Raw genomic sequence first — 19453 nt, forward strand, 5'->3', positions numbered from 1 at the left:
CGGCTCTTCTGCCAGCTCAGGCCCGCCTCGTGCAGGGTGCGCGCGATGGTGAACCGGCTCACCTGCGGCAGGCCGTCCGGGGCTTGGCGCAAGGCCTTCTGCAGCAGGCTCAGCGACCAGGTCGCGGTGCCGTCCTGCTCGCGCTGCGGCGCTCGCGCCCATTCGGCCAGGATGCGCTGCTGCGCGTGAGCCCCATAGCGGATCCGTGGCCCGCCACCGTGGTGCGGGCGCACGGCGGCCAGGCCCTCGCGGTTGAAGCGACTGACCCAGGCCGAGATGGTCTCGTTGTGGCCGCGCCCGACGAGATGGGCGGCGGCGGTGTAGCTGGCGCCTTCGGCAATCGCCAGCAGGGCACGGGCACGGTCGACTTCAGCGGCAGGAGTACTCTGGGAGCGGCTCAGGCGGGTGAGTTCTTTGCGCTCGTCTACGGTGAGCGGGCGTAGTGGATCTTTCTGGTGGCGCGACATGGGGCACCTCGCAACACGAGGATCACCATGCCACTATACCATATCCGACGGCAGACGACCCACTAGGGCGGTAAAGATGCCCCGGTCGCACCCGGCACGAAGCCTCCTGCACGCATTCACGGCCGTGCTGGTCATCGGCTCGATCCAGCCCGTGCGCAGCCAAGAGGCTCCTGAGAAGAATCCCTTCGCCGACCCGGACATGCAGCCCTCCTATAGGGCGCAATGCCATGAGGTGCGGGAGCTGACCAAGGATCGTGAAACCGGTGAGACCCGGGTCGATTTCAGCGTGACGGGACCCCTCGCCCTCGTCCATTTCGACGGCACGCTGGCCTATCTCGGCCTGTGCGGTACCGGGTCCGACCCGAAGGTCCTCTGCGTCACCTACCAGACCAACGACATGAAGGTCGGTGAGATCGTGACCGTCGCGGGCGGCTATAGCCGCCCGAACCCGGATTTCATCGTCCTCGACCCGTGCCTCGCACGGAGGCCGGAGGAGCCCGACCGGTAGGAAGTCGTCACGCCGCCTCGGCGGGCCAGGCTCCGACATAGCGCGATTGGGGCCGGATGATGCGGCCGGTGCGGGTCTGCTCGATGGCATGGGCCACCCAGCCCGCCGTACGGCCGGCGGCGAAGAGGGGCGTGAAGCCCTCGCGCGGGACACCCAGGGCGTCGAGCAGGACGGCCGTATAGAACTCCACATTGGTGTCGAGCCGGCGTCCGGGCTTGCGGCGCTCCAGCACCTTCAGGGCCGTGATCTCCACGGCTTCGGCGAAGGCGATGCGGTTGCCGCGTCCCTTCAGCCGCCCGACGGCGGCCATGAGGACATCCGCTCTCGGATCGCGCACCCGGTAGATGCGATGGCCGAAGCCCATGAGGCGCTTGCCCCGGGCCATGGCGTCGTCGAGCCAAGCGTCCGCGTTCTCGATGGAGCCGATCGCGTCCAGCATGTCGAGCACGGGTCCGGGCGCTCCGCCATGGAGCGGACCCTTCAGGGCGCAGAGTCCGGCCACCACGGCGGACAGGATGCCGGCCTGGGTCGAAGCGACCACGCGCGCCGTGAAGGTCGAGGCATTGAGCCCATGGTCGATCACCGTCACGAGATAGGTATCGAGCCCCTGCGCCTCGTCCGCCGCCACGGGCGCGTCGCGCATCATGCGCAGGATATCGGCCGCGTGACCCGCGCCGGCATCGGGCGCCACCGGCGAGAGACCCTGCGCGCCGCGCACCGCCATGGCGGCCGCCACCCCGGCGGCCCCGACCGCGAGGGAAGGATGGTCCTCCTCCGCATCGGGCAGGCTCGACAGCAGCAGCCGCATCCCCTCGACCGGGGTGAGGCCGCTGAGATGCCCTGCGAGCGGTGCAAGATGCCTGAATGCCCTGACCCGGGCCTGGCCGAGAAGCGCGCCGGGATCGGCAACATCCGCAACGAGGCCGCTCCACAGCATGGCCACCACGTCCTCGAAGGACGCATGGCCGGCAAGCTCTTCCAGATCGTGCCCACAGATGATCAGACGTCCTGCCTCGCCGTCCACATGGCTGAGGGCGGTTTCGGCCGCCACGACGTCGTCAAGTCCGATGCTCATGAGCTTTCTCCTCTGTTGCGTGAAGCTTCACGCCGGCCTTGCGCAATGGTCAATCTTGAATCAACATATCAACATATGGATACGTTATCCCTCGATCTCGCATCGGCCGACGAGGCCTCGTCCCGGCTCGGCATCAGCCGCGCGAGTCTCTATGCCTATGTGAGCCGAGGCCTGATCCGCTCGTTCTCGTCGCCGCACGATCCCCGTCAGCGGCTCTATGCCGTCGAGGACGTGGAGACGCTCGTGGAGCGCAAGGTGCGCTTCCGTCGCCCCGCCGTTGCGGCGGCGACCGCCCTCGACTGGGGCTTGCCGGTGCTGGAGACGGGCATCGCCCAGATCAAGGACGGGCGCCTCTTCTATCGCGGGCAGGATGCCATCGCCCTTGCCCGGACCGCCACTATCGAGGACGCCGCGAAACTGCTGATCGGCGTGTTGGGTGAGGACACGTTTCTCGAACCGTCCCGAATTCCTCTCCCACTGCCCGGCCCGGCCTTCGGCCTCCATGATTTCGTCGCGCAGGCGGTCCGCCTTCTCTCGGAGCCTGCGCCCAAAGAGACCCGAGGCGCGGAAGTAGCCGCGATCCTGCGCCTGATGGCCGCCGCGGCCAGTGGCGCCGCCCCGGGGCTCGAGCCCATTCACCGGCATCTGGCCCTTACCTGGAAGGCTTCTCCGCAGGCGGCCGAGGCCATCCGGCGCGCCCTCGTGCTCTGTGCCGACCACGAGCTGAGCTCGTCGACCTTCGCCGTCCGCGTCACGGCCTCGACAGGAACGTCCCTGCGCAACGCGGTCATCGCCGGCCTCGTTGCCTTGAGCGGCCCTTATCATGGCGGCATGACGGAGCGGGTCAGGGCCTTCCTGAACGACCCTGCAAAGGCTCCCCGCCCCGGCTTTCGGCACCGCCTCTATCCTGACGGCGACCCCAGGGCCGAGGCTCTCCTACAGAATGTGCCGCTGCTGGCTTCGGATGCCACGACCCTGAAAACATTGACCGACGCTTCCGGCGGCAGCCCCGGCATCGACGTGGCTCTCGTCATGGTGGAGCGCGCCTATGGACTGCCGGTGGGAGCGGCATTTACGATCTTCGCCATCGGCCGCACGGCCGGATGGCTCGCCCACGCCATCGAGCAGCGCAGCCAGGCCGCCCTGATCCGGCCGCGAGCCCGCTACGTGCCGGCGGATGAACCAATGTCCCGGAACCCTTCCCCATGACCTCCGACCGTTTCTACCCCGCCCGCCCGATCCTCGCCGCCTCCGTGGCGGTGATCCGGGACGGGCACATCCTGCTCGCCGCGCGGGGCAAGCCGCCGAGCGAAGGATTGTTTTCTCTGCCGGGCGGGATGGTCGAGACCGGCGAGACCCTGGGTGAAGCGGCTCTTCGGGAACTTCGCGAGGAGGTCGGGGTTGAGGCCAAGCTTATTGGTCTGATCGCCCCGGTCGAATTCATTGAAAGAGACGAGAAAGGCCATATAAAGCATCACGTCGTCATCGCCGCCCGCTGGGTTTCGGGCGAACCCCAGACAGGTCCGGAAGCAAAGGAAATCCGTTGGGTCACGGAACGGGACATCGCCGACCTGCCGATGACGGCAGGCCTTACCGGGATTCTGGAGCGGGCCTTCAGGCTCGCCCGGCAGGACAGAGCACCATGAAGCGCACCACCGGCCTGCTGCTCGCCCTTCCGGCCCTGCTGCTGGCGACAGCGCAGCCCACGTCGGCGCAAAGCTTCTTCGAAAGGCTGTTCGGCATTCCTCCACGGCCGCAGCCGGGGCAGCCCGTCCCGCAGCAGCAATATCGGCCCTTGCCGCAATCCCAGCCGCAATATCGCCAGCAGCAGCCACCGCAACAGCAGCGGCGTCCCCAGCCGCAGCAAACGCAGAAGCCCGCCGCTCAGCCGCAGCAGCAGGCGGAACCCGCCGCGGCGGCCGAGCCGCCGCCCGCGCCCTACGAGAAGGAATTGCTGCGGCTCGCCGAGATCATGGGATCGCTCGCCATGCTGCGCCCGCTCTGCAGCGCGCCCGACGGCCCGGAATGGGGCCGCCGCATGCAGGTTCTGCTCGACGCGGAAGGGACGACGCCGGGCCGGCGCGAGCGCCTCGCCGGGGCCTACAACAAGGGCTACCAGGCCTACGCCCTCACCTATCGGGTCTGCACCCCATCGGCCCAGGAGGCTTCCGTCCGCTTCTTGGGCGAAGGCGAACATCTCGCCCGCAACATCACCGGCCGCTACGGCGGGTGATGTACAAAGAGATCAATTGTTCGGAGACTTCAGAAAGTCTGGCTTATAAACCGGCACCGACCCGAGCCCTCATCCTGAGGAGCGTAGCGTCTCGAAGGACGGGGGCGCTTCCAGAGAGCACTGGATCCTCCTTCGAGACGCCGCTTGCAGCGGCTCCTCAGGATGAGGATTAGAGCTTGATGAGCCAATCCCTAAAGGGACACAATTGAGACCGGCATGCCGGCGTTGGTGTTGCACCGACGCCTCTTATCCACATTTTTCGGGGAATCCCCTCTCGCGTTAACCTCCTTGCAAGGTGATGCTGGCGGCAGGGCGGCGCGACGTCTAGAAACGATTCAACCGAACTCGCGCGCCGCCCCTCAAAGGGGCCTGGATCATGACCGACAACAACGTCCCTCTCGACGAGCTGCCCGAACTCAGCGCCCTCAAGCAGGCGGCCCTGAGCTACGTGACCGAGGCTTTCGCCGAGGCCGAGCTCGACGGGCTCGACGGCGACTGCATGGCGCAGGCCGCCCTCTTCGCCGCCTTCACCGAACTCGTCGCCACCTATGGCGAGGATGCCGTTGCGGAATATGCCGCGACGCTCGTCGACAAAATCCGCAGCGGCGCATTCTCCATGGTGGGTGCGCTGAAGCATTGAGGGCAATTGAAAGAGATCACCTCAGCCTGAGTGACTGGCTCTTATAACTCGGACCTCATCCTGAGGAGCAGCGCAGCTGCGCCTCGAAGGATCGTCCAGTATTCTCTTGAAGCGCCCTCGTCCTTCGAGACGCTTCGCTCCTCAGGATGAGGGCTCAGGGGTGTGCTGCCTTCTGAGACAGACTTTGAGGAGCCCAGGAATGGATGGTTGCTGGTTCTACATTCTTCGTTGCGCCGATGGCAGTTACTACGTCGGGACAAGCCGGTCGCAAGACCTCGAAACGCGCATCAGTCAGCACAACCAAGGCATCTTTGGCGGCTACACCGCGAAGCGACGGCCCGTCGTCCTTGTTTACTCAGCGCACTTTGCCAGCATCATCGATGCGATTGCGTACGAACGACAGGTCAAGGGTTGGTCGAGAGCAAAGAAGGAAGCGCTGATCAGAGGGGATCTGGACGCTCTTCCAGGGTTGTCGAAGAGCTATCGCTCGGGTCGCAACCCTGCGAGTACGCCTGACAACAATTGACGCTGGATCCCCAACTCGACCTCATCCTGAGGAGCCTGCGCAGCAGGCGTCTCGAAGGAGGCTCCAGTGAGCGTGGGAAGCGCCCTCGTGCCCGGACATCGTCCGGGACCTCAAGACGGTCACTCACGTGACCTCCTCAGGATGAGGGCTCCGGTCATTGCCGGGTTCAACCGGCCATTCGGAAAGAGGTTCAGATATCAGCCGCCCAACGTCTCCTCGAACCGCACCACCTCGCCCTGCGACGGCGCTTCCAGGGAGCCGTCCCACATCACCACGTTGCCGCGCACGACCGTGCCGACGGGCCAGCCCGTCACCGTCTTGCCGTCATAGGGCGTCCAGCCGCATTTGGAGGCGATCCAGTCGTTGGTGATTGTTTCCGTTCGCTTCAGGTCGACCACCGTGAAATCGGCATCGTAGCCGACGGCGATGCGGCCCTTGTTGGCGATGCCGAAGAGGCGCTTGGGTCCGGCGCTCGTGAGATCGACGAAGCGCTCGAGCGTGAGCCTGCTCGCATTCACGTGGTCGAGCATGATGGGCACGAGCGTCTGCACGCCGGTCATGCCTGACGGCGTGTTGGGATAGGTCTTGTCCTTCTCCTCGCGCGTGTGCGGCGCGTGGTCGGAGCCGAGAATGTCGGCGATGCCTTCATCGAGTCCCTGCCAGAGGGCGGCGCGATGCAATTCGTCGCGCACGGGCGGGTTCATCTGGATATAGGTGCCGAGGCGCTCGTAATCTTCCGGCCCCGCCAGCGTCAGATGATGCGGCGTGACCTCGACGGTCACGAGGTCCTTGTGATTCTTCAGGAGCGCCATCTCCTCGGCCGTGGTGATGTGCAGCACGTGGATGCGCGCGCCGGTCTCGCGGGAGATGCGCACGAGACGCTGCGTGCAGGCGAGCGCCACCTCGGCCGAGCGCCAGACGGGGTGCGAGCGCGGATCGCCCTCGACGCGCAGGCCCTTCCGCTCGCGCAGCATCGCCTCGTCCTCCGAATGGAAGGCGGCGCGGCGGCGGGTGCGGCGGAGGATGCTGGCGATGCCCTCGTCGTCCTCCACCAGCAGCGAGCCGGTGGACGAGCCCATGAACACCTTGATGCCGGCAGCACCCGGCAGGCGCTCCAGCTCCGGCACGTCGGCCGCATTCTCATGCGTGCCCCCGACCCAGAAGGCGAAGTCGCAATGCATGCGGTGGTGGCCGCGCCGCACCTTGTCGGCGAGCGCCTCCGGCGTCGTGGTCTGCGGATCGGTGTTGGGCATCTCGAACACGGCCGTGACGCCGCCCATGACGGCGGACCGGGAGCCCGATTCGAGGTCTTCCTTGTGGTCGAGGCCCGGCTCGCGGAAATGCACCTGGGTGTCGATGACGCCCGGCAGGATATGCAGCCCCCGGCACTCGATCTCCCGCGCGGCGGAGGCCCGGGACAGGTCGCCGATGGCGGCGATGCGCCCATCGCGCACGCCGATGTCGCGCTCGACGCGTCCATCGTGGTTCACGACGACGCCGCCTTTGAGGATCAGGTCGAAGGTTTGGGGCATGGCAATCTCATCCCTTGAGGCCGCTGCGGAACGGGCATATGTCACGCTTGTAAAGTCAAGGAGAGCGGACACATGCCGTCAGTCCATCTGGCCGACCGGGGCGTGGTAAGGGTTTCGGGCGAGGACGCCAAGAGTTTTCTCGACAACCTGATCACCTGCGACCTGGATCGTGTGTCACCGCACGCCGCGCGCCTCGGCGCCCTCCTGACGCCGCAGGGCAAGATCCTGTTCGACTTCCTCGTCTTCCAGGCTCCCGAGGAAATCGGCGGGGCCTATTATCTCGACGTTCTCAAGGTCTTCGCCCCGGACCTCGCCAAGCGCCTCGGCTTCTACAAGCTGCGAGCGAAGGTGGCGATCGAGGACCTGTCCGAATCCCTGGCCGTCGTGGCCGGCTGGGACGCCCCGCGACCGGAGGACGAGGCCGGCTTCGTGGTGGAGGACCCTCGCCTGCCCGACCTCGGCTGGCGGGCCATCGTGGCGGCCCAGGACGCGGAGGAGTTCGGCAGGGATCCGGCCGAAACCTACCTCGCTCATCGCATCGCGCTGGGTGTGCCGGAGGGCGGCCGCGATTTCCTGTTCGGGGATGCATTCCCACACGAGGCCCTGATGGACCAGCTCAACGGAGTCGATTTCGACAAGGGCTGCTATGTCGGCCAGGAGGTCGTCTCGCGGATGCAGCACCGGGGCACGGCCCGCACGCGCATCGTGCCAGCCGTCTATGAGGGCGGTTTCGCGGCGGATGTGGGCGTCGAGGTCACGGCCGGCGGGAAGGCCTTGGGCCAAACCGGCACGGGCGCCGAAGGCCGCGGCCTCGTGATGGTCCGCCTGGACCGGGCGGCGGACGCCATGCAGGCCGGCGAGACGATCCGGGCCGGGGGCATTCCCGTGAGGCTCGAAAAGCCCGCCTGGATACGCTTCCCCTTCCCGGGAGAAGCAGGGCTGTCCTCGTAGGTTCCCGTCAAGCTTGCGGAACCGGACGGCTTTACCTTTGTTATAGACTATTGGGCTGAACCACGTGCTGGAACAACGCACGGACGGTCCTGCTGGGGAAATTCTGGATGGATGCAGTATCAGGCGAAACGACACCGTCGCAGGAGAGACGTTTCCGGCTCCTCGTCGATGCGGTCACCGACTACGCCATCTACATGCTCGACCCGACCGGAATCGTGGCCAGCTGGAACCCGGGTGCCCAACGCTTCAAGGGCTATGCCGAACACGAGATCATCGGCCAGCATTTTTCCCGTTTCTACACCGAAGAGGATCTTGCGACGAACCTGCCGAAGCGCGCCCTCGAGACGGCTGCACGCGAAGGCAAGTTCGAGGCGGAGGGCTGGCGCGTTCGCAAGGACGGCACGCGGTTCTGGGCACATGTGGTGATCGATCCGATCCGCGATCCCCAGGGCAACCTGCTCGGCTTCGCCAAGATCACCCGCGACCTCACCGAGAAGAAGAGGACCGAGGAAGCCCTCAGGGAAAGCGAGGAGCGCTTTCGCCTGCTGGTTCAGGGCGTGACGGATTATTCCATCTTCATGCTCGACCCGCAGGGCCTCGTGACGAACTGGAATGCCGGCGCCCAGCGCATCAAGGGCTATACGGAGAGCGAGATCGTCGGACGTCACTTCTCGCAGTTCTATACCGAGCACGATCGTGCCAACGGATTGCCTGCGCGGGCCCTCGAGACGGCCGCACGCGAAGGCAAGTTCGAGGCGGAGGGCTGGCGCGTCCGCAAGGACGGCACGCGGTTCTGGGCCAACGTCATCATCGACCCGATCCGCAACGATCTTGGCGAACTCATCGGCTTCGCCAAGATCACGCGCGACATCACCGAGCGCCGGAAGGCGCAGGAAGCCCTCGAGGAAGCGCAGGCCGCGCTTTTCCAGGCTCAGAAAATGGAGGCGGTCGGGCAGCTCACGGGCGGGGTCGCGCACGACTTCAACAATCTCCTGACGATCATCGTCAACAACCTGGATCTCCTGACCCGCAACGCGCACGATCCCCGCGACATCAAGCTGATCGAAAGCGCGCAACGCGCCGCCGAACGCGGCGCGAAGCTGACGCAGCAGCTCCTCGCATTCTCGCGCCGTCAGCCCCTGCAGCCCAACGCGCACAATCCGAACACGCTCATCGAAGGTTTCGAGGCCGTCCTGCGCCGGGCCTGCGGCGAACTCATCCGGCTGCAGCTGTCGCTCGCTCCGCGGGTGAGGTGGATTTCCGTCGATGCGCCGCAATTCGAATCGGCCCTGCTCAACCTCGTCGTCAATGCCCGCGACGCCATGCCGGACGGCGGCTCCCTCAAGATCATGACGGGCAATGTCATGCTCGGCGAGAAAGACGCCGCTTCGATCTCCATGCCGCCCGGCCAGTACGTGTCGATTGCCGTGCAGGACACGGGCACGGGCATGTCGCCGGATGTCGTCTCCCGCGTCTTCGAGCCCTTCTTCACCACCAAGGAGATCGGCAAGGGGACGGGACTGGGCCTGAGCCAGGTCTATGGTTTCGTGACCCAGTCGGGCGGACACATCAAGGTTGACAGCACGCCGGGCCAGGGCACCAGGGTGACCATGCTCCTGCCGGCTCAGGACAGCGGAGAGGACACACCCGAGGAAAACGAGGACGATGCAGAGCGTCCCAGCCGGGACAGCGCGGGAACCGTGCTGATCGTCGAGGACGAGCCGGCGGTGCGCGAGGTGGCGAGCGACATCTTCGACAGCCTCGGCTATGACGTGGTGACGGCGAGCGACGCCAACGACGCGCTCGGGATTCTCGAAGTCAATCCATCCATCGACGTGCTGTTCAGCGACGTGATCATGCCCAACGGCATGAACGGGGTCGAGCTGTCGCGGAAGGCCCGCGAGATGCGGCCCGGCCTCAGGATCCTGCTCGCTTCGGGCTATCCCATGTCGGCCCTTCCCTCGGAAGGCCTGGGCGCCGGCGTTTCCTTCATCAGCAAGCCCTACCGCTGGACGGAACTGGCCGAGAAGCTGCGGGTGCTCCGGACCGGGGGGTGAGGATCATCGCCGCATGTGATGCGGAGCATCGGGATTTTTGATTGGTCCGGAACATCGTGAGCAGCTAGCATTTCCCATCAACCCGGGAATGCCATGTACCAGCCGCCCCATTTTCGCGAGGACGACCTCGCGGTTCAGCATGCCCTCATCAAGGCCCATCCGCTCGGGCTTCTGGTAACGTTCGGCAGTGCGGGGCTCGAGGCCAACCCGATCCCCTTCGTGCTGGATGCCTCCGCCTCCCCCCTCGGAACGCTCAAGGCCCATCTCTCCCGCGCCAATCCCCAATGGCGAAACTTCGAGCCCGATCAGGAGGCCCTCGTGGTCTTCCAGGGGCCCGAGGCCTACATCACCCCGTCCTGGTACGCGGCGAAGCGCGAGCACGGCAAGGTCGTGCCGACCTGGAACTACGCCATCGTCCAGGCGCGCGGCCACCTGACGATCCGGGATGACCCCGACTGGCTGCGGCAGCAGATCGGCGCCATGACGGACATGCAGGAGGCCTCGCGGCCGGAACCCTGGGCGGTGAGCGATGCGCCGGCGCCCTTCGTGGCCGCGCAGCTCAAGGGCATCGTCGGCATCGAGGTCGAGATCACCCGGATCGAGGGCAAGTGGAAGGTGAGTCAGAACCGCGCCGAGGCCGACCGGCTCGGCGTTTCGGCGGGGCTGCGACTTTCCGACGACGAATCGCACCGGATGGCGGACCTCATCGATGGGCAGGGAGCCCGGCGCCGTGAATGACGGGAACGGTCCGAGGATCGAGCCCTGCACCCTCCAGTCGCTGGAGGAATGGGCCGTCCTGCGCCATGCCCTCTGGCCGGACGGCCCGGTGCAGGAACATCGCTCGGAAGCGCAGGCCATGCTCTGGGAGCAGAAGAAGGCCGCGGCCTTCCTCGTACGCCTGCCCGACGGTACGGCCGCCGGTTTCGCCGAGGCCGCCCTGCGCCACGACTACGTGAACGGCTGCGCCACGTCTCCCGTGGCATTCCTGGAAGGGATCTACGTCGCGCCGGAGCACCGCAACCGGGGCCTCGCCCGGATGCTGTGCCGGGCCGTCGAGGCTTGGGCGAGGCGCCTCGGGTGCCGCGAATTCGCCTCCGACGTCCTCCTCGAGAACACCGCCTCGCAGAGCATGCACAGGGCCCTGGGCTTCGAGGAGACGGAGCGGGTCGTGTACTATCGCAAACCGCTTTCGTCCGGGTGAGTGGAATACCTGCACCTCCTACGTCATGGCCGGCCTTGTGCCGGCCATCCCGATGAGTAGGGCGCGGCTCTTTACGGAAGCGAGATCCCCGGCACAAGGCCGGTGATGACGTTGAGGACGTGAATTCCCGGCCCGGCACCCACGGCGAATCTCTTCCCGTTTTCCTGCGGCCCCGCTACACACGGTCCATGACCGATGGACTGATCCTGCATCCCGACAACAAGACCCGCTGCTGGTGGCCGGGCACCGATCCCTTCTATGTCTCGTATCACGACACGGAATGGGGCGTGCCGGAATTCGACGACCGCGCCCTGTTCGAGAAGCTCATTCTCGACGGCTTTCAGGCGGGCCTGTCCTGGATCACGATCCTGCGCAAGCGCGAGAATTTCCGCCGGGCCTTCGCCGGGTTCGAGCCTGCCGTGATCGCCCGTTTCGATCAGGCGCAGGTGGAGGCACTGATGCTCGACACCGGAATCGTGCGCAACCGCGCCAAGATCGAGGCGACGATCGCCGGCGCCCGCGCCTGGCTCGTCATCCAGGAGCGCGGCGGCTTCTCGCGCTTCCTATGGGATTTCGTCGATGGACGGCCGGTCCAGACCAACGCGAAGACCCGCAAGGACATTCCGACCGAAACGGAGATCTCGCGCAGGATCTCGAAGGCGCTGAAGAAGGAGGGCTTCAACTTCGTCGGCCCCACCATCGTCTACGCTTTCATGCAGGCGGTCGGCATGGTGAACGACCATCTCACCGGCTGCTATCGCCACGCGGAATGCGCTGAACTCGCCGAGAATCTGTAAATGGCGAAGGAACCCCGCGTCTGGCAGCGGATGCTCTCCGGCCGCCGCCTCAACCTGCTCGATCCCTCGCCGCTCGACGTCGAACTCGACGACATCGCTCACGGCCTTGCGCGCGTCGCGCGCTGGAACGGGCAGACCATCGGCCCGCACATCTTTTCCGTCGCGCAGCACTCTCTGCTCGTGGAGGCCATCGCGAGCCATATCAACCCGGACATGCCGCGGGAATGGCGCCTCGCGGTGCTGCTGCACGATGCGCCGGAATACGTGATCGGCGACATCATCTCGCCCTTCAAGGCTGTGATCGGCGACGCCTACAAGACCATCGAGGCGGGCCTGCTCGGAGCCATCCATCTGCATTTCGGCCTGCCCGCCCAGCCGGCTGCCGCGCTCAAGCGATTCATCAAGCAAGCCGACCGGCAGGCAGCCTTCCTAGAGGCGACCCATCTCGCCGGCTTCGGCCGCGAAGAAGGGATCAAGTTCTTCGGACGCCCCGAGCCCCTGCCCCGCGCCGTGCTCGCCCTTCTGGAGCCCTGGCCCGTGGCGGACGCCGAGGATCGCTATCGCGAGAAGGTGGCGGCGGCGCTGGCCCGGTGAGGGGTGGCTTGCCACGGGCGCGCCGCTGTCATTCCGAGGCGCCGCAGGCGAACCCGGAACCCATAACCACGACACCTCAAGAAGGGCGAGCCGCGCTGTGCCTCCATCTGCTCCGTTAGCGGCTATGGGTTCCAGGCTCCGCTGCGCGGCCCCGGAATGACAGGGGATGACAGCGAGGCACTTTTCCAAATCGGGATGGCCGGCATGAACCCGGCCATGACGGGACGGTTGCGTCATGCCATACCACTCCCACCTCAGCCGCTCCTCCACGCCGAGACCGCCCATGCCGACCCTGCACGTCTGCCCCCTCTCCCGCCTGCATGACACCGTATCGGCGACACGCGCCAGCCATGTGGTAAGCCTTATGGGGGCCAGCGCCACGGTGGAGCGTCCGGCCGGCATTGCAGCCGAGCGTCATCTCTTCATCGGCGTCAGCGATATCGTCGAGCCCCTGGAGGGATATGTCCTGCCGGCGCCGGAGCATATCGAGCAGCTTCTCGCCTTCGTGCGAGCCTGGGGCCGGGAAAGCCCTCTCCTGTTCCATTGCTGGGCCGGAATCAGCCGCTCCACGGCCGCCGCCTATATCGCCGCCTGCGCCCTCGCGCCGGAGCGTCGGGAGGATGAGATTGCGCTGGCCCTTCGGGAGGCCTCGCCCAGCGCAACGCCGAATGCCCGGTTCATCGCGCTGGCCGACGATCTCCTCGACCGCCGGGGCCGGATGGTCGATGCGGTCCGTGCCATCGGGCGGGGAGCGGAGGCTATGGAGGGCACACCCTTCATGTTACAGCTTAACAGGGGCTAGCCTGATTCCAACCGGGAAAGCGGCTCCGATCCGTATTCGGGGGCTTCTTCGTGGACGACATGTTGCTCGGTCTTGCCATCCTAGTGGCGATCCTGATCGGAGTTGGTGCACCTATCATCGCCCTCATCGGCCTGGTTCTGGCCGTGAAAGCGCGGCGGAACCTTCAGAATCTCCAGGGGCGCATCGACCGTCTCGAGGCAGAGCTGCGCACCGCCCGGCGCCCTGAGGATCTCGCGGCAGAGCCTGCTCCTGCGCCTGTCCAACCGGTGGAAGCGGCTCCTCCCCGGCCGGAACCCGAAGCGCCGAAGCCGACCTCCGTCCCGCCGGTTCCGGCGCCTGCGCCCCGGCCCGCATCGTCGGGCCCGGGCTTCGAGGAAAAGCTCGGCTCGCGCTGGGCCGTGTGGGTCGGCGGCGTGGCGCTGGCGCTCGGCGGCATCTTCCTCGTTCGTTATTCCATCGAGCAGAACCTGCTCAGCCCCATGACCCGCATCGCCCTCGGGGGGCTCTTCGCTCTCGCGCTCATCGGAGCGGGCGAGTGGATGCGCCGCCGCGAGCGCAGCTTCGGCCTGCCCGGCATTCCCAGCGCGAACGTCCCAAGCGTTCTCACGGCGGCGGGGACCTGCACGGCCTTCGCTTCAGCCTATGCGGCCTATGCTCTCTATGACCTCATCGGCCCCGCCACGACCTTCGTGCTGCTGGGCGTCATCGCAGTCCTGACCATGATGGCCGCGACGCTCCACGGACCGGTGCTGGCGGCCGTCGGCCTTGTCGGCGCGATGGGAAGCCCGCTTCTCGTCTCCTCTGACGATCCGCAGCCCTGGGCCCTCGTGATCTACCTCGCCTTCGTGGTGTTGCCGGCCTACGGCGTGGCGCGTCTGCGTCTCTGGCGTTGGCTGGCGCTCGCTGCCGCCGTCGGAGCTGTGGCCTGGACCCTGCCGATCTTCCTCGTCGACGAGACCGATGCGCTGCCGGCCATGGTGCATCTCGTGCTCCAGGCCGGGTTCGCCGCCTTCTTCCTCGCTGTCGATCCCTACCGCCATGTCACCGACGAGGAGGCACGGACTGACAGGGCCGCGAGCGCCGTCATCGCCACCTTCGCCCTGGCCGGGGTCATCGTGACGAGTTCCGTCGCCACGGGGGATGGACGCCCGGTCTTCATCGCGACCTTGGCTCTCGTGCTGCTGGCGGCAGGGTATCGTTCCGCTTCCGTCGCCTCGGCGACCGCGAGCGCGGCCCTGCTGGCGGCGGGCGCCCTTCTGGTCTGGCCTTTGTCCAGCGACATCGGGGATGCGCCGGAAAACCTGTTCTACCAATCCGGCGACGTCTTCGCCGTCCGACCTCATGCCCTGAGCACCTATCTGGTCCTAGCCGCGCTTCTGCCGGCGGCGATCGCCGGAGCGTCCCTCCTGCGGCTCGCGATGTCGCGGGGCCTGCGCCTGGCCGTTGCCGCCTGGTATGCCGGCGCTGCAAGCGTCGGGCCGCTGCTCGCGCTTGTCGCAGCCTATTGGCGGGTGGCGAATTTCGAAGCCAGCCTGTCCTTTGCTCTCGTGGCCGGGGCGCTCGGCCTCGCCTTCGTGCTGGGCTCCCGATGGCTGATGCGCCGGAGCGGGAACGACGCCATCCGTCTCGGCCTCGGTGCGACCGCCTCCGCGGCCCTGGGCGCGCTCGCCCTTGGCCTCACCTTCGCCCTGGACAAGGGCATGCTCACCGTCGCCTTCGCCCTGACGGCCTTCGGTACGGCCTGGGTCTCGGAAAGAACCGCCATTCCGGCCCTGCGTTATGCCGTCGGGGCCATCGGGCTGATCATCCTCGGGAGATTGATCTGGAACCCGACCATCGTGGGCGGCGATCCCGGTCCGGTCCTGGTGAACTGGCTTCTGTGGGGCTATGGGGTTCCCGCCGTCTCGTTCCTGCTGGCGAGCCGCCTCCTGGAACGCACCGGGCGTGACCGCATCGTCCAGTTCACCGAGAGCCTGGGATTCGTCTTCGCGACCTTCCTGGTGTTTTTCGAGATCCGCCACGCACTCCATGCGGGCGATCCGATGGCTGCCGATTTCAGCCTCTTGGAGGCGGGCTTGCTTGCGACAGAAAGCCTCGCTTTCGCGATTCTGCTGACGCGCCTCGACGTGAGGCGGGCCGATCCGGTCTACCGTTGGGGTTCCCTGATCTTCAAAGTCGCATCGTTCGGCCTCGCCGCAATCGGGCTGCTCATCATCGCGAACCCGCTCATCACCAATGATCTGATCACGGGAGGGATCGTCTTCAACAGCCTGCTGATCGCCTATCTCCTGCCTTCCATCCTGGCCGGAACCTTGGCCTTGACCGAGCGGAATGTTCGTCCGCGCGTCTATTCTCTGGCCTCCGCGATCCTGGCTCTCGTCCTGCAATGGGCCTATGTGGCTCTGGAAATCCGCCTCGTTTTCCAGGGCCGGCACCTGGGCATCTGGCGAGGCTTCACCCAGGGCGAGCAATGGAGCTACTCGGTCGCCCTCCTCCTCATCGGCATGGCCCTGCTCGGTGTCGGGCTCCTGCGCGACAACCGCTTCGCGCGCTTGGCTTCGGCGGTCTATCTCGTGCTGGCGGTGCTGAAAGTCTTCATCGTCGACCTCGCCAATCTGGAGGGCGTGATGCGCGCCCTGTCATTTATCGGGCTCGGGCTTGTTCTCATCGGCATCGGTCTCGTCTATCAGAGACTCCTCGCGCGCCGACCAAGCGATGCCGCAATTCCATCGTGAGATCGTGCAAGGACAGACACGGATAGCCCTATGACCGACACCGCCTCCATCAAGACCCTCCCCTTCGAGAAGGCCCTGGCCGAGCTTGAGGACATCGTTCGCCGCCTCGAGCGCGGCGACGTGCCCCTGGAGGATTCGATCGCGATCTACGAGCGCGGCGAGGCCCTGAAGAAGCATTGCGAGCAGCTCCTGAAGAAGGCCGAGGCCCGCATCGAAAAGATCACCATCGGGCCCGACGGAGCCGCCTCCGGGACGGCTCCGCTGGACGTGGCGGAATAGTCAGGCTTGGCTAGCGCATCGGACGGACCCAGAGGGCCGCGTCAGCGACCCACAGGGCCACGTCAGTGAAAAGTGGATCCGGTTTTCCGCTCCATCCGATGCGCCAGCCAAGAGATGGAGCGTCGGATCAATCCCAAAAGTGGTGTCCACTTTTGGGTCCGAGGCTCTAGGGGCCTCGTGTCGCGTTTGACCAGGGCCCTTCCCGACCTTATCTCCTGGAGATGGCCTCCGGCTTAAAGCTTGGCGAGTAAAACGTTGTCCACACCTCTCCTCGACTCCATCAAGACCCCGGACGATCTGCGTCAATTGCCCGAAAACCAGCTCCGGCAGGTGGCGGACGAGCTGCGGACGGAGACGATCAGCGCCGTGTCTGTCACCGGCGGGCACCTGGGCGCGGGCCTGGGCGTCGTCGAGCTGACGGTGGCGCTGCATTACGTGTTCGACACGCCCCGCGACCGGCTGATCTGGGACGTGGGCCATCAGGCCTATCCCCACAAGATCCTCACCGGGCGCCGCGACCGGATCCGGACCCTTCGCCAGGCGGACGGCCTGTCGGGCTTCACCAAGCGGTCCGAGAGCGAGTACGACCCCTTCGGGGCGGCCCATTCCTCCACGTCGATCTCGGCCGGCCTCGGCATGGCCGTGGCGCGGGATCTGCAGGCTAAGACAAATAACGTGATCGCCGTGATCGGCGACGGGGCCATGTCGGCCGGCATGGCCTACGAGGCCATGAACAATGCCGGCGCCATGCATTCGCGCCTCATCGTCATCCTCAACGACAACGACATGTCCATCGCGCCGCCGACCGGTGCCATGTCGTCCTATCTCGCCCGCCTCGTGTCCGGCGGCACCTACCGGGGTATCCGCGAGACCGCGAAGCAGCTGGCCAAGAAGCTGCCGAAATTCATCTACGACAAGGCCGCCAAGGCCGAGGAATTCGCCCGCGGCTTCTGGACCGGCGGCACCATGTTCGAGGAGCTCGGCTTCTACTATGTGGGGCCCATCGACGGGCACAATCTCGACCACCTGCTGCCGATCCTGAAGAACGTCCGCGACACCGAGACCGGCCCGATCCTCGTCCATGTGGTGACCAAGAAGGGCAAGGGCTACGCGCCCGCCGAGGCAGCAGCCGACAAGTATCACGGCGTCGTCACCTTCGACGTGGTGACGGGCGCACAGACGAAAGCCAAGGCCAACGCCCCCTCCTACACCAAGGTGTTCGGCGAGAGCCTGATCAAGGAGGCGCAAGCCGACGACAAGATCGTGGCCGTCACGGCCGCCATGCCGTCGGGAACGGGCATCGACCTGTTCGGCAAGGAATTTCCCGCCCGCACCTTCGACGTGGGTATCGCCGAGCAGCACGCGGTGACCTTTGCCGCCGGCATGGCCACGGAAGGCTACAAACCGTTCTGCGCCATCTATTCCACCTTCATGCAGCGTGCCTACGACCAGGTGGTGCACGACGTGGCGATCCAGAACCTGCCCGTACGCTTCGCCCTCGACCGGGCCGGCCTCGTGGGCGCCGACGGGGCGACCCATGCGGGCTCCTTCGACATCGCCTATCTCGGCTGCCTGCCCAACATGGTCGTGATGGCAGCCGCCGACGAGGCCGAGCTGGTCCACATGGTGGCGACCGCCGCCGCCTACGATTCAGGCCCCATCGCCTTCCGCTATCCGCGCGGCGAAGGCGTCGGCGTCGACATGCCCGAGAAGGGCATTCCGCTCGCCATCGGCAAGGGCCGGGTCGTCAAGGAGGGCAGCCGCATCGCGATCCTGTCGCTCGGCACCCGCCTCGCCGAGGCCCTGAAGGCGGCCGAGGAGCTGGAGGCGCGCGGCCTGTCGACTACGGTGGCGGATGCCCGCTTCGCCAAGCCTCTGGACGAAGAGCTGATCTTAGCGCTCGCCCGCGACCACGAGGTTCTCGTGACCGTCGAGGAAGGCTCCATCGGGGGCTTCGGCTCCTATGTACTGCAGCTCCTCGCCGACAAGGGCGCGCTCGACCAGGGCAGCCTGAAGGTCCGCTCCATGGTCCTGCCCGACATCTACCAGGACCAGGACAAGCCCGAGCGCATGTACGCCAAGGCCGGCCTCGACGCCGCCGGCATCGTCACCAAGGTGTTCGAGGCCCTGGGACGGGAAGAGCCCCGGAAGGTCCGGGCTTGAGCCTCAACGTCGTCATGGCCGGGCTTGTCCCGGCCATCCCGCTTCTGTAGAGCGCTGCGCTTTGCGCAATCGGGATCACCGGCACAAGGCCGGTGACGACGTGGAGGGTACCGGCGAACGCTAAACCGTCAGCGTTCCGGCCTTTGCGGCGGCATAACGTTCCCCGATCCGGTTCCAGTCGAGCACGTTCCACCACGCTTTGAGGTAGTCGGGCCGACGGTTCTGGTATTTCAGGTAATAGGCGTGCTCCCACACGTCGTTGCCCATGAGGACCCGCTGCTCGTCCATCAGGGGGGTATCCTGGTTGGGCCGCGTCGTCAGGGCGAGCTTGCCGTCACGGGACACGGTCACGAAGACCCAGCCGGACCCGAACTGCCGCGTCCCGGCGGCATTGAAATCCTCCTGGAATTTCCGGAACCCGCCGAGATCCCTGTCGACGGCGGCCTTCAGCTCGCCTGAGGGCTCGCCGCCCGGCCCGCCCATGATCTGCCAGAACATGGTGTGGTTGGCGTGTCCCCCGCCGTTGTTGCGCACGGCCGTACGGATCGACTCAGGCAGCTTGCCCAGGTTCGCCAGCATGTCCTGGAGCGGCATCCTGGCGGCCTCGGCATTCTGGGCGAGCGCCGCGTTGAGGTTGTTGACATAGGCCGCATGGTGCTTGTCATGGTGGATTTCCATGGTCAGGGCATCGATATGCGGCTCGTTCTTGGAGGGCGCATAGGGCAACGGATCGAGCTTGAAGGGCCCCGTCGGGGCTTGCGCCCAGGCACGCGGAATGGCAGCGCTGGCGGCCAGCAGGGTTGCACCGGTCAGGAGATGTCGACGGCTCAGCATGGGACCTCCGTTGGCCTGTTGGGATTGTGGACGAGAGATGTTGTAGGGCGGAACTTGGT

20 protein-coding genes are annotated in these 19453 nt (G+C 66.3%); 16 read left to right on the forward strand and 4 right to left on the reverse strand.

Annotated elements, in window-relative coordinates; genetic code table 11:
• Positions 1 to 467 (reverse strand): helix-turn-helix domain-containing protein (locus DDF70_RS19650; protein ID WP_114946241.1); only part of this gene is annotated, 467 nt, incomplete at its 3' end.
• A gap of 76 nt (positions 468 to 543) precedes the next feature.
• On the opposite strand from DDF70_RS19650, the gene DDF70_RS19655 reads away from it, so the two are divergent.
• The gene (locus DDF70_RS19655; RefSeq protein ID WP_114946539.1) at positions 544 to 975 is read left to right on the forward strand and encodes a hypothetical protein; all 432 of its coding nucleotides are present in this window, start codon (positions 544 to 546) and stop codon (positions 973 to 975) included.
• 7 nt (positions 976 to 982) lie between these two features.
• Here DDF70_RS19655 and DDF70_RS19660 read toward each other — a convergent pair whose 3' ends face one another.
• The gene (locus DDF70_RS19660; protein WP_114946540.1) at positions 983 to 2050 is read right to left on the reverse strand and encodes a citrate synthase/methylcitrate synthase; all 1068 of its coding nucleotides are present in this window, start codon (positions 2048 to 2050) and stop codon (positions 983 to 985) included.
• A 75-nt stretch (positions 2051 to 2125) separates the two neighbouring features.
• On the opposite strand from DDF70_RS19660, the gene DDF70_RS19665 reads away from it, so the two are divergent.
• From DDF70_RS19665 to DDF70_RS19685, 5 genes are all read left to right on the forward strand, one after another.
• Positions 2126 to 3259, forward strand: a complete 1134-nt coding sequence (locus DDF70_RS19665) for a citrate synthase family protein (RefSeq protein WP_114946541.1) — start codon at positions 2126 to 2128, stop codon at positions 3257 to 3259.
• Positions 3256 to 3696: an NUDIX hydrolase gene (locus tag DDF70_RS19670; protein ID WP_114946542.1), complete on the forward strand. Its 441-nt coding sequence runs from the start codon at positions 3256 to 3258 to the stop codon at positions 3694 to 3696. Before DDF70_RS19665 ends, DDF70_RS19670 begins: the two co-directional genes overlap by 4 nt.
• Positions 3693 to 4283, forward strand: coding sequence for a TIGR02301 family protein (locus tag DDF70_RS19675; protein ID WP_114946543.1), 591 nt, complete (start codon positions 3693 to 3695; stop codon positions 4281 to 4283). The genes DDF70_RS19670 and DDF70_RS19675 overlap by 4 nt, the downstream gene beginning before the upstream one ends.
• Positions 4284 to 4659: 376 nt before the next feature.
• Positions 4660 to 4923, forward strand: a complete 264-nt coding sequence (locus DDF70_RS19680) for a hypothetical protein (RefSeq protein WP_114946544.1) — start codon at positions 4660 to 4662, stop codon at positions 4921 to 4923.
• A gap of 199 nt (positions 4924 to 5122) precedes the next feature.
• Positions 5123 to 5449: a GIY-YIG nuclease family protein gene (locus DDF70_RS19685; protein ID WP_114946545.1), complete on the forward strand. Its 327-nt coding sequence runs from the start codon at positions 5123 to 5125 to the stop codon at positions 5447 to 5449.
• A 197-nt stretch (positions 5450 to 5646) separates the two neighbouring features.
• Here DDF70_RS19685 and DDF70_RS19690 read toward each other — a convergent pair whose 3' ends face one another.
• Positions 5647 to 7026 (reverse strand): dihydroorotase, encoded by a 1380-nt coding sequence (locus DDF70_RS19690; RefSeq protein ID WP_281024377.1) that lies wholly within the window; start codon positions 7024 to 7026, stop codon positions 5647 to 5649.
• A gap of 27 nt (positions 7027 to 7053) precedes the next feature.
• Between DDF70_RS19690 and ygfZ the strand changes: the two genes are divergently transcribed.
• From ygfZ to dxs, 10 genes are all read left to right on the forward strand, one after another.
• Positions 7054 to 7932 carry a CAF17-like 4Fe-4S cluster assembly/insertion protein YgfZ gene (ygfZ, locus tag DDF70_RS19695; protein WP_114946547.1) on the forward strand — a complete coding sequence of 293 codons (879 nt, stop codon included), beginning with the start codon at positions 7054 to 7056 and terminating at the stop codon, positions 7930 to 7932.
• Between the two features lie 107 nt (positions 7933 to 8039).
• On the forward strand, positions 8040 to 9989 hold the full coding sequence (locus DDF70_RS19700) for a hybrid sensor histidine kinase/response regulator (protein ID WP_114946548.1): 1950 nt from the start codon (positions 8040 to 8042) through the stop codon (positions 9987 to 9989).
• 93 nt (positions 9990 to 10082) lie between these two features.
• The gene (locus tag DDF70_RS19705; RefSeq protein ID WP_114946549.1) at positions 10083 to 10727 is read left to right on the forward strand and encodes an FMN-binding negative transcriptional regulator; all 645 of its coding nucleotides are present in this window, start codon (positions 10083 to 10085) and stop codon (positions 10725 to 10727) included.
• The gene (gene aac(6') / locus DDF70_RS19710) at positions 10699 to 11190 is read left to right on the forward strand and encodes an aminoglycoside 6'-N-acetyltransferase (RefSeq protein WP_205772453.1); all 492 of its coding nucleotides are present in this window, start codon (positions 10699 to 10701) and stop codon (positions 11188 to 11190) included. Before DDF70_RS19705 ends, aac(6') begins: the two co-directional genes overlap by 29 nt.
• Before the next feature lie 188 nt (positions 11191 to 11378).
• Positions 11379 to 11987 (forward strand): DNA-3-methyladenine glycosylase I, encoded by a 609-nt coding sequence (locus DDF70_RS19715; RefSeq protein ID WP_114946582.1) that lies wholly within the window; start codon positions 11379 to 11381, stop codon positions 11985 to 11987.
• Positions 11988 to 12581: an HD domain-containing protein gene (locus tag DDF70_RS19720; protein ID WP_114946551.1), complete on the forward strand. Its 594-nt coding sequence runs from the start codon at positions 11988 to 11990 to the stop codon at positions 12579 to 12581.
• Positions 12582 to 12864: 283 nt separating this feature from the next.
• Entirely contained in the window at positions 12865 to 13383 is a 519-nt protein-coding gene (locus DDF70_RS19725; RefSeq protein WP_114946552.1) for a tyrosine phosphatase family protein, read from the forward strand.
• A 59-nt stretch (positions 13384 to 13442) separates the two neighbouring features.
• On the forward strand, positions 13443 to 16118 hold the full coding sequence (locus tag DDF70_RS19730) for a DUF2339 domain-containing protein (protein ID WP_245435570.1): 2676 nt from the start codon (positions 13443 to 13445) through the stop codon (positions 16116 to 16118).
• A gap of 30 nt (positions 16119 to 16148) precedes the next feature.
• On the forward strand, positions 16149 to 16397 hold the full coding sequence (locus tag DDF70_RS19735) for an exodeoxyribonuclease VII small subunit (RefSeq protein WP_009764792.1): 249 nt from the start codon (positions 16149 to 16151) through the stop codon (positions 16395 to 16397).
• Positions 16398 to 16652: 255 nt separating this feature from the next.
• A complete protein-coding gene (gene dxs / locus DDF70_RS19740; protein WP_114946554.1) occupies positions 16653 to 18560 on the forward strand; it encodes a 1-deoxy-D-xylulose-5-phosphate synthase in 1908 nt (635 codons plus the stop codon).
• Between the two features lie 120 nt (positions 18561 to 18680).
• Here dxs and DDF70_RS19745 read toward each other — a convergent pair whose 3' ends face one another.
• Positions 18681 to 19394 (reverse strand): superoxide dismutase, encoded by a 714-nt coding sequence (locus tag DDF70_RS19745; RefSeq protein ID WP_114946555.1) that lies wholly within the window; start codon positions 19392 to 19394, stop codon positions 18681 to 18683.
• Between the last annotated feature and the right edge of the window lie 59 nt (positions 19395 to 19453).

This window comes from Microvirga calopogonii (genome assembly GCF_003347665.1).
GTDB classification, from domain to species: domain Bacteria; phylum Pseudomonadota; class Alphaproteobacteria; order Rhizobiales; family Beijerinckiaceae; genus Microvirga; species Microvirga calopogonii.

Bases quoted from the DNA above. Each gene is read 5' to 3' on its own strand.
- DDF70_RS19655 (WP_114946539.1), top strand. From the start codon at position 544: ATGCCCCGGTCGCACCCGGCACGAAGCCTCCTGCACGCATTCACGGCC.
- DDF70_RS19660 (WP_114946540.1), bottom strand. From the start codon at position 2,050: ATGAGCATCGGACTTGACGACGTCGTGGCGGCCGAAACCGCCCTCAGC.
- DDF70_RS19665 (WP_114946541.1), top strand. From the start codon at position 2,126: ATGGATACGTTATCCCTCGATCTCGCATCGGCCGACGAGGCCTCGTCC.
- DDF70_RS19670 (WP_114946542.1), top strand. From the start codon at position 3,256: ATGACCTCCGACCGTTTCTACCCCGCCCGCCCGATCCTCGCCGCCTCC.
- DDF70_RS19675 (WP_114946543.1), top strand. From the start codon at position 3,693: ATGAAGCGCACCACCGGCCTGCTGCTCGCCCTTCCGGCCCTGCTGCTG.
- DDF70_RS19680 (WP_114946544.1), top strand. From the start codon at position 4,660: ATGACCGACAACAACGTCCCTCTCGACGAGCTGCCCGAACTCAGCGCC.
- DDF70_RS19685 (WP_114946545.1), top strand. From the start codon at position 5,123: ATGGATGGTTGCTGGTTCTACATTCTTCGTTGCGCCGATGGCAGTTAC.
- ygfZ (WP_114946547.1), top strand. From the start codon at position 7,054: ATGCCGTCAGTCCATCTGGCCGACCGGGGCGTGGTAAGGGTTTCGGGC.
- DDF70_RS19700 (WP_114946548.1), top strand. From the start codon at position 8,040: ATGGATGCAGTATCAGGCGAAACGACACCGTCGCAGGAGAGACGTTTC.
- DDF70_RS19705 (WP_114946549.1), top strand. From the start codon at position 10,083: ATGTACCAGCCGCCCCATTTTCGCGAGGACGACCTCGCGGTTCAGCAT.
- DDF70_RS19715 (WP_114946582.1), top strand. From the start codon at position 11,379: ATGACCGATGGACTGATCCTGCATCCCGACAACAAGACCCGCTGCTGG.
- DDF70_RS19720 (WP_114946551.1), top strand. From the start codon at position 11,988: ATGGCGAAGGAACCCCGCGTCTGGCAGCGGATGCTCTCCGGCCGCCGC.
- DDF70_RS19725 (WP_114946552.1), top strand. From the start codon at position 12,865: ATGCCGACCCTGCACGTCTGCCCCCTCTCCCGCCTGCATGACACCGTA.
- DDF70_RS19730 (WP_245435570.1), top strand. From the start codon at position 13,443: ATGTTGCTCGGTCTTGCCATCCTAGTGGCGATCCTGATCGGAGTTGGT.
- DDF70_RS19735 (WP_009764792.1), top strand. From the start codon at position 16,149: ATGACCGACACCGCCTCCATCAAGACCCTCCCCTTCGAGAAGGCCCTG.
- DDF70_RS19745 (WP_114946555.1), bottom strand. From the start codon at position 19,394: ATGCTGAGCCGTCGACATCTCCTGACCGGTGCAACCCTGCTGGCCGCC.